General features: G+C 53.9%; 6 protein-coding genes. All 6 read left to right on the top strand.

Features of this window, described 5'->3' with window-relative positions; translation table 11 throughout:
• Positions 1 to 654, top strand: a 654-nt coding sequence (locus tag B3F49_RS03750) for an ABC transporter ATP-binding protein (protein ID WP_293909056.1), incomplete at its 5' end; no start/stop codon positions are given.
• 15 nt (positions 655 to 669) lie between these two features.
• Entirely contained in the window at positions 670 to 1410 is a 741-nt protein-coding gene (locus B3F49_RS03745; protein WP_293895570.1) for a lysophospholipid acyltransferase family protein, read from the top strand.
• A gap of 7 nt (positions 1411 to 1417) precedes the next feature.
• Positions 1418 to 2842, top strand: a complete 1425-nt coding sequence (locus B3F49_RS03740; protein ID WP_293909054.1) for an ATP-binding cassette domain-containing protein — start codon at positions 1418 to 1420, stop codon at positions 2840 to 2842.
• Positions 2839 to 3606 (top strand): energy-coupling factor transporter transmembrane component T family protein, encoded by a 768-nt coding sequence (locus tag B3F49_RS03735; RefSeq protein ID WP_293895564.1) that lies wholly within the window; start codon positions 2839 to 2841, stop codon positions 3604 to 3606. The genes B3F49_RS03740 and B3F49_RS03735 overlap by 4 nt, the downstream gene beginning before the upstream one ends.
• 13 nt (positions 3607 to 3619) lie before the next feature.
• On the top strand, positions 3620 to 4141 hold the full coding sequence (locus B3F49_RS03730) for an ECF transporter S component (RefSeq protein ID WP_293895561.1): 522 nt from the start codon (positions 3620 to 3622) through the stop codon (positions 4139 to 4141).
• A 57-nt stretch (positions 4142 to 4198) separates the two neighbouring features.
• Positions 4199 to 5640: glutamine-hydrolyzing GMP synthase (gene guaA / locus B3F49_RS03725; protein WP_293909052.1), on the top strand; the 1442-nt coding region annotated here is incomplete at its 3' end.

The raw sequence follows: 5640 nt of genomic DNA, 5'->3' as shown, positions 1-5640 counted from the left end.
CTCATCAGTGGAGGCTCAACCGTTGCCTTGGTGGGAGAGTCGGGTGCCGGAAAGAGCACCTTTGCATCCCTCCTGCCTCGGTTCTATGAACCTACCGAAGGCAGAATCCTCATTGATGGTCAGGATACGAAGTACCTCAGGCAGAATTCTTTGAGGCAGCATATCGGTTTCGTGCAGCAGAACATCTTTCTTTTCGACGATACGATCCGGGAGAATCTTCGATACGGCAAGGTGGATGCCACCGACGAAAAGCTTTGGGCCGCCCTTGATGCTGCGAACCTGGGCGATTTCGTCCGTTCGCTTCCCAACGGCTTGGATACCCAGGTGGGAGAGCGGGGAACCCTGCTCAGCGGAGGGCAGAAGCAGCGCATCTCCATCGCCCGGGTATTTCTGAAGAATCCTTCGATTCTCATTTTTGATGAAGCAACCAGCAGCCTGGACACCGAGAGCGAGGAGCTCATCACCGAAGCGTTCGCCCGCCTTTCGGTCGGAAGGACCGCCATTGTAATCGCCCACCGTCTCACTACGGTGAAGAATGCCGATTGCATCTTGGTACTCGATGAGGGTACACTGGTCGAGTCGGGTACGCATACCCAGCTGCTTCAGAAGAACGGGCAGTATGCGAAACTGTACAAGACGCAGGACTTTTCCTAGAACGGAGGCGCTTGCATGAGAAAACTACGCATTGCATTTGCAGCACTGTTTATTCTTCCTATCCTGATTCTTTCGCCGGTATACGCCTTCCTTCCTGCAGTATTGCTGCGTCTGTTGAAGCTCAAGAGCGCAGAGAGACGCCACCTCCAGCGTTGCGGCCATTTCATTGGAAACAGTATCCTGTTCTTTCTGGGGATTACCGTACATGTCGACGGCAGAGAGAACATCCCCGATGTTCCCAATATCTGTTACGTGGCCAATCATCAGAGCCTGCTCGATATCGTTGCCTTTGTCGGCCCCGCTCATCTGTGGGCGGCGATTTTGGCAAAGGCCGAGGTTAAGAAGATTCCCATCATCAATCTCTGGTGTTACGCCCTTGACTGCATCTTCATCGACCGTTCAAGTCCCCACGATGCAATCAAGGCAATCCTGAAAGGAGTGGAACTCCTCAAGCAAGGCAAGAGCATGGTGGTATTTCCTGAAGGAACAAGAAGCAAGAGCGGGCGCATCGGGGAGCTGAAGAATGGGAGCCTCAAGCTTGCAACCCGGTCAAAAGCCGTCATCGTCCCCATCACCATCAAGGGAATGCGCTCTGGATTCGAGCATCTCAAAGGCTTTGGCAGGGTGCACGCCTATTTTTCCATTGGAAAACCGATTCCTACCGCCACCCTGGGCAGTGAGGAAATTGCAAATCTCCATGAGGTGGTCTATGGAGCCATCACCAAACGGTTCGACGAACTTCCCGGCCAAGTCTAGGTTGACCATGCAGCACGCACTTCAGCTCTCCCGCTTAAGTTTCACCTACCGCTCCTGGAAGGAGGAGGTGTGCGACAGCTTGTTTTCCGATCTCAGCCTGGATCTGCAGGAAGGGAGTAAAACATTGTTGCTCGCACCCTTCAACAAGGGAAAGACTACGTTGGCAAAGATTATTTGCAAAGTGTGTCCCAAATACTTCCCGGGAAGCCTGGAGGGGAGCATCACCATGTTCGGAAGGGATCTCAGTACGTTGGAACCGTGGGATTTGCTTGGCCTGTGCTCATTTGTCTCTCAAAATCCTCAGGAACAGTTCATCGCCGCCTCGGTTGAGGAGGAGCTTGCCTTCCCGTTGGAATCGATGGGAATAGAACGTGAGGAGATGGTGCGGCGGATTACCGGCGCACTCAACCTTTGGGGGTTGCAGGACCTCAGAACATCCAGCCACCAGGAGCTCAGCGGAGGGGAGCGCAAGCGGGTCCTGCTTGCAGTCCAGGAGGTGCTTCAGGCACGCCTTTGGATTCTTGACGAGGCGTTCGACGATCTTGACCAACAGTGGCGGGACCGGCTGAGGGAGACCATACAAACTTCTGATAAAACAATCCTGGTGCTTGCCAGCCGATATTTGGAAGAGTTTTCCGGTCTGTTCGACCAGGTGGTCTTGCTCGACCAAAAAACGATTCATACTCCTGCATTCGATGAGCTGCTTCCCCGGTTTTCCCAGCTCTGCGGTGACGACCAGCCCAATCCATTGGAGGCTCAGGTACTGGAGATTGCAGAAAAGCACAAGCTCTGCTGTACAAATCTCCAGGCCGAACGGAAACGTCAAAGTACGTTGCTCGGCCGATCCTTTTCCCTGAACGTCCCGGATTTTCACTTGGAGAGCGGCGAGCTGGTCACGTTGGTAGGCCCCAACGGCAGTGGAAAGAGTTCGTTTTCACGACTTCTATGCGGCTTGGATGAACCGAAGGGCGGGGCCGTCACCATCGATGGACAACCATTTTCAGCCAAGGAGCTTTCCAGAAAGGCAGGCTACCTCTTCCAGAATCCTGATCTGCAGATATTTCTTCCCACGGTCGAGGAGGAACTCTCCTGGTCATTGAAACGTCGTAAAGACTTAGAGTACGAGCAGGTGAAGAGCAGGGTGGCCGAGTGTGCCGATTTGTTCGGACTTACCCTGTCCGATACTCCCTCCACCATGAGCTATCCACTGAGGAAAGCTTTGCAGGCGGCTGTGTATTTCCTGCTTGACCGCCCGTTCTATATTCTGGACGAGCTGGACAGTTCCCTTACCTACCACAGTGCTCTCTCCATTATTGCCCGCCTGCGCCAACGAGGGGCCGGCTTGCTTATAATCACCCACGACCGTCACTTTGCCGGTCGCATAGCCCAACGCGGATATTCCATCGTGGATGGAAGGATGGAAAGCCTATGACAACCAGTACCTTTGTAGCTGGAAATGGATGGTTGTACCGCTTTGATCCAAGGGCGAAAATCCTGTTGATGGTGCTCTTGTGTGTATGGTTCTTCCTTCCTGTCCATCTTGTCGGGCTCTACTGTGTGGTTGCACTTGTCATGCTTGCCGGTGGATTGAATACCGGTTTCTCTCATGTCTACAAGACGTTTCGCTCAATTCTTCCGATGTTGTTGTTCATGGTGCTGTTCATGCCGTTCAACGTCCGAACCGGCCGGCCGCTTTTCACCCTTGGTTCGTTGACGATTGTCACTGAGGAGGGTCTGTTGCAGGCTGCCAGGCTTGCAGGAAGGTTCATCGGCATCTCGTATGTGTGTACACTGCTCTTCGCCACTACCATCATGAACGAGGTTATGCTCGCCCTCAGATGGTACCGGCTGCCCTACAAGGCAGGTTTGGTGGTGACCCTTGCATTCACCTACATTCCCTTCATCGCAGACAGTTTCAATCAGATTGCAGAGTCACACCGGCTTCGGGAAGCCGATCGCGAGCAGGGGAGGAAATTTCTGCAACGGCTGAGGGATTTGGTGCCGACTTTGACCAGCGCCTTGGTGGTTGCACTTCGCTCCATTCCCAATTTGGCGATGAGCCTGGAGATGAGGGGATTGGGTCTGCAGAACAAGAGAAGCCAATATCACAATCTGGAATCCTACCGGCATCCCTTTACCCACTTTCTGCTTTCGGCTATTATCCCGATAGGGCTTTGGTTGCTTTGCAAAGCTTGAGGAGGGAATCAGGATGCAACAAAACAGGAATGCCTTGAAGGTAGCTGTCGTCGCCGTCCTAACTGCAGTGGTTGTCGTGTTTACCATGGTCGTTCGTATCCCTACGGCGAAGGGATATCTCAATCTTTGCGACGTGGCCATCTGCTTCATCGCTTTCACCTTCGGCCCTTGGTCTGCTTTCATTGCAGCCGGTTTGGGAACAGCAATTGCCGATCTGATCAGCGGTTACGCCCAATGGGCTCCCATCTCCTTTGTAGTGCACGGGGTGGAGGGGCTTTTGATCGCCCTTATCGTGCGGCAAAAAAATGACAAGGAAGCTTCCCTGATCCGCAAGCTTCTCGCCGGCCTGGTTTGCATTGCAACCGTATCGCTTGGGTATTTTGCACTCTCTTCGCTGTTTATCAGCACCGTCAGTGTTGCAGCAGCCGAGATTCCCGGCAATATTGCCCAGAGTGCGGTTGGGTTTGTGCTCGGTTTGGGTGTAGCCAGTGCTGTAAAACGCGCATATCCGCCGGTACGTTCGCTTGCTTGGTAGCAATTTGCCTCCTTTTTCGCTATACTCGCAACAAATCTCAGATAAAAGGAATACAGCATGCAACAATTCCCCCATGACACCATCGTAGTGCTCGACTTTGGTGCCCAATACAGCCAGTTGATAGCACGCAGGGTGAGGGAGATGCACGTCTACAGCCAGATAGTCCCCTATACCATCAGCGCGGCACAGCTTGGGGCCATGCAACCCAAAGGCATCATATTTTCCGGTGGTCCGGCTTCGGTGAGAACCGAAGGATCGCCTCGTCCCGACCTGGCTATCTACTCGCTGGGTATTCCCATTCTGGGTATTTGCTACGGCCTTCAGGTCATGTGCATCCAAAACGGCGGCAGTGTCGAACGGCCGGACAAACGCGAATACGGGTTTGCCGATTTGAGGATTCTGAACCATGAGTCGGCTCTTCTGAAAGGCATTGGACAGAATTCCAGGCTTTGGATGAGCCATGGTGATGCCGTTTGCGCCCTTCCTGCGGGATTCGAGCATACCGGCAGCACTGAGAACTGTTCGTATACGGTCATTGAGAACAAGGAGAAGCAGTTCTACGGCGTTCAATTCCACCCTGAGGTGGTGCATACCGCTGAAGGAAAAACCTTTTTGGAGAACTTTGTGCTTGGAATTTGCAAGGCAGAGCCCAATTGGGACATGGGTTCATTCATCACTAGTGCTATTGAGGAGATCCGTGCCAAGGTCGGGGACAAACAGGTACTGTGCGGTCTTTCCGGCGGAGTCGACTCCGCTGTTGCTGCTGTCTTGATCCACAAGGCCATCGGTGATCAATTGGTGTGCGTCTTTGTGAACAACGGCCTGCTTCGCAAGGGCGAGGCTGAGATGGTTCTCAAGCTCTTTCGGGACAACTACAAGATCAGGCTGCAGTATGCAGATGCACAAGAGGCTTTCCTCTCTGCATTGAAAGGAGTGACAGATCCGGAGGCCAAGCGCAAGATCATCGGCAAGGTTTTTGTCGATACCTTCTACAGTGAAGCCCGCAAGGCCGGAGAAATATCCTTCCTTGCCCAGGGTACGCTCTATCCGGATGTGATTGAGAGCAAGAGCCCCTCCGGCGGGCCTTCTGCCACCATCAAGAGCCACCACAATGTCGGCGGCCTGCCTGAAGACCTGAAGTGGGATTTGCTTGAACCGCTTCGAGAGTTGTTCAAGGATGAGGTGCGGGCATTGGGTCGCGAGCTTGGCCTGCCCGAGGTGTTGGTCACCAGGCATCCGTTCCCGGGCCCGGGCTTGGGTGTCCGATGCGTCGGCGAGGTCACCAAGGAGCGCCTTGATACCCTTCGGGATGTCGATGCCATCTTCATCGACGAGATTCGCAAGGCCGGCCTCTATCACGATATTTGGCAAGCTCTTGCATGCTTGTTGCCTGTCAAGAGCGTGGGAGTGCAGGGCGATGAGCGTACGTACGAGGAGGTCTGCTCGCTGAGGGCGGTGACCAGTGAGGATGCCATGACAGCCGACTGGTTCCGGTTCCC

Source organism: Sphaerochaeta sp. UBA5836 (assembly GCF_002432845.1).
Taxonomy (GTDB): domain Bacteria; phylum Spirochaetota; class Spirochaetia; order Sphaerochaetales; family Sphaerochaetaceae; genus Sphaerochaeta.
The sequence above is the reverse complement of the archived record's forward strand: the minus strand, read 5'-3'. Positions and strand labels throughout refer to the sequence as shown.